The following is a 3214-nucleotide window of genomic DNA, read 5'->3' as shown; positions in this document are numbered from 1 at the left end:
TGAGCCGCCTGTGGGAATCGAACCCACGACCTACGCATTACGAGTGCGTCGCTCTGGCCGACTGAGCTAAGGCGGCAGTGCGTGCGGCGATCCGCAGCGCGTGTAAGTCTACACAGTGCCCGGGGGTGCCCCGTACCGGGTTTCGGGCCGGGTCAGGAGCACCTGGTACCCGCCTCCGGGACCTTGCCGCGGAGCAGGTAGGCGTTGATCGCCGAGTCGACGCAGTCGCTGCCGCGCACGTACGCCGTGTGGCCGTCGCCGTCGTACGTCAGGAGGGTGGCCGAGGAGAGCTGGCCGGCCAGGCCCTCGGCCCACTTGTAGGGGGTGGCCGGGTCGCGGGTGGTGCCGACGACCAGGATGGGGGCGGCGCCCTCGGCCTCGATGCGGTGGGGCTCGCCGGTGGGCGGGTGCTGCCAGTAGGTGCAGTTCAGGGCGGACCAGGCGAAGTTGCGGCCGAAGACCGGGGAGTGCTTGCGGAAGTCGGCGACGGCCCGCTTGGCCTCGGCCGGGCCGTCGAAGGGGGCGGGGAGGTCGAGGCAGTTCACGGCGGCGTTGGCGTACATGATGTTGCCGTAGGAGCCGTCCGCGTCCCGCTCGTAGTAGTCGTCGGCCAGCGACAGCAGCTCCGCGCCGTCGCCGTCCATGGCGGCGGTGAGGGCCGAGCGCAGCTTCGGCCAGTAGTACTCGGTGTACATGGCGTTCAGCACGCCGACCGTGGCCAGGGACTCGGTCAGCTCGCGCGCCTCGCCCGTGTCGGCGGGACGGGAGTCCAGGCGCTCCAGGAAGTCGCCCAGGCGCCGTCCCGCGTCCTTGACGCTCCCGGTGCCCAGCGGGCAGTCGTCGCGCTCCGTGCAGTCCTCGGCGAAGGCGGTGAAGGCGGTGTTGAAGCCCGCCGTCTGGTCGCGGTTGAGCTGCTCGGCGGAGAGCGAGGGGTCCATGGCGCCGTCCAGGACGAGCCGGCCGACGCGGGACGGGAAGAGCCCGGCGTAGGTGGCACCGAGGTAGGTGCCGTAGGAGGCGCCGATGTAGGTGAGCTTGTCGTCGCCGAGCACCTCCCGCAGGACGTCCAGGTCGCGGGCGGCCTCGACGGTCGAGACGTGGCCCAGCAGCCTGCCCGCCCGCTTCTCGCAGCCCTCGGCGAACCGCTCGTACGCGGCGGTCAGCTTCCCGATCTCGCCCTCGTCGTCCGGGGTGACGTCGGTCTGGGTGTAGGCGTCCATCTCCCGGTCGCTCAGGCACTCGACGGGCTCGCTGCGCGCCACGCCGCGCGGGTCCATGCCGACGATGTCGTACCGGGCGCGGACCGGGGCCGGATAGCCGACGCCCGCCGCGAGCTGGACGTAGTCGACGGCGGAGCCGCCGGGGCCGCCCGGGTTGACGTGCAGGGTGCCCAGGCGCTCGCCCGGGCCGGAGGCCCGTTTGCGGGTGACGGCCAGTTCCAGGTCCTCGTCCCGGTCCGGGGCGTCGTAGTCCAGCGGCACTCTCAGCGTGCCGCACTGGAAGCCGGGGACGCCGCAGTCGCGCCAGGTCAGCTTCTGCTCGTAGTACGGGCGCAGGTTCGCCGGGATCTCCTCGGGCAGCGCCTCCAGCGGCGGCGGGGAGCCGGCCGCGCGGTCGTCCGAGGGCTGGAGCGACGACTCGGAGACACCCGGGTCGCGCCGGGGGTCCGGGTCGCTGGGACCGGAACAGCCCGACAGCAGCAGCGCGGCGGTCGCGAACGCGACGCCACCGGTACGGAGCAGACGCCTGGTGTCCATGCCTCCGGAGCGTATACGGGCCGGAGCCGAACGGAAGGGAGCCGCCGCCGGGCGGGACCCGGACGGGGCTCAGCCCGCTCGGAGGGCCACCGTCATCGCCTCCACCGCCAGCAGCGGCGCCACGTTGCGGTCGATGGCGCGGCGGCACTCCAGCACGGCCTCCATGCGGCGCAGCGTCTGCTCCGGCCGGGTGGTGGCGGCGATCCGCTCCACCGCGTCCCGGACGTCCTCGTTGGCCAGGGCGACCGAAGAGCCGAGCTGGAGGGCCAGCACGTCGCGGTAGAAGGCCGTGAGGTCGATCAGGGCGAGGTCGAGGGAGTCGCGCTTGGCCCGGGTGGAGCGGCTCTTCTGGCGCTTCTCCAGCTCCTTCATCACCTCCGCCGTGCCGCGCGGCAGCCGGCCGCCCTCGGACGCGCCGAGCGCGGCGCGCATCTCCTCCGTCTCCTTCGCGTCCACCTCCTCGACGGCCTCCTTGGCGTCCTCGTTCGCCGCGTCGACCAGTTGCTGCGCGGCCCTGAGCGCGTCCCCGACGTCCTCGATCCGGGTGGGGAGGGCGAGGACGGCGGCGCGGCGGGCGCGGGCCCGCTCGTCGGTGGCCAGGCGCCGGGCCCGGTCGATGTGGCCCTGGGTGGCGCGGGCGGCGGCCAGCGCCACGTCCGGCTCGATGCCGTCGCGCCGGATCAGCGTGTCGGCGACGGCGTCCACCGGGGGCGTGCGCAGCACCAGGTGGCGGCAGCGGGAGCGGATCGTCGGCAGGACGTCCTCGGCGGAGGGCGCGCACAGCAGCCACACCGTGCGGGGGGCGGGCTCCTCGACGGCCTTCAGGAGGGCGTTGGCGGCTCCCTCGGTGAGCCGGTCGGCGGTCTCGTGGACGACCACCTGCCAGCGGCCTCCCGAGGGGGAGAGCTGGGCGCGGCGCACGAGCCCGCGGGTCTCCTTGACGCCGATGCTGAGCTGGTCGGTGTGGATCACCTCGACGTCGGCGTGCGTGCCCACCAGGGTCGTGTGGCAGCCCTCGCAGAAGCCGCAGCCGGGCACGCCGCCCAGCGCGCGGTCGGGGCTGACGCACTGCAGGGCGGCGGCGAAGGCGCGGGCGGCGGTCGCCAGGCCGGAGCCGGGCGGGCCGGTGAACAGCCAGGCGTGGGTCATCGCCGAGCCCGAGAGCTTCGGCTCGGTGCCGGAGGCGGCGGCCGTGACGTACGCGTCCGCGTCGCGCGCGGCGGCGGTGAGCTGCTCGGTGACCCTGTCCTGCCCGATCAGGTCGTCCCATACGGCCATGGCCGTGGTGCCCTCCTCTCCGCGTCGTCCCGGCCGGACCGCGTGGCCCGGCGCCGCTCATTGTTCCGCACGCCGCCGACAGTCACGGACGGCTGTGGACAACCGTGGACGGCCGTGGTGGACGACCGGGAGCCGCCCGAGGCCGCCGGGGTGCGGGGCGGCGGGCCTCAGCCCCGGCG

2 protein-coding genes and 1 tRNA gene are annotated in these 3214 nt (G+C 74.5%); all 3 read right to left on the bottom strand.

Annotation, left to right across the window (positions count from 1 at the left end; translation table 11 throughout):
- Positions 1–2: 2 nt before the first annotated feature.
- A tRNA-Thr gene (locus VE546_RS25415) sits at positions 3–76 on the bottom strand.
- 76 nt (positions 77–152) lie between these two features.
- On the bottom strand, positions 153–1757 hold the full coding sequence (locus VE546_RS25410; RefSeq protein WP_324926282.1) for an alpha/beta hydrolase: 1605 nt from the start codon (positions 1755–1757) through the stop codon (positions 153–155).
- 69 nt (positions 1758–1826) lie between these two features.
- A complete protein-coding gene (locus VE546_RS25405) occupies positions 1827–3035 on the bottom strand; it encodes a DNA polymerase III subunit delta' (protein ID WP_324926280.1) in 1209 nt (402 codons plus the stop codon).
- Positions 3036–3214 lie beyond the last annotated feature (179 nt).

This window comes from Streptomyces sp., assembly GCF_035644915.1.
Lineage (GTDB): Bacteria > Actinomycetota > Actinomycetes > Streptomycetales > Streptomycetaceae > Streptomyces.
The sequence above is the reverse complement of the archived record's forward strand: the minus strand, read 5'-3'. Positions and strand labels throughout refer to the sequence as shown.

What these genes read in the sequence shown, in the direction of transcription:
- VE546_RS25405 (WP_324926280.1), bottom strand. Translation starts at nt 3,035, where the DNA reads ATGGCCGTATGGGACGACCTGATCGGGCAGGACAGGGTCACCGAGCAG.
- VE546_RS25410 (WP_324926282.1), bottom strand. Translation starts at nt 1,757, where the DNA reads ATGGACACCAGGCGTCTGCTCCGTACCGGTGGCGTCGCGTTCGCGACC.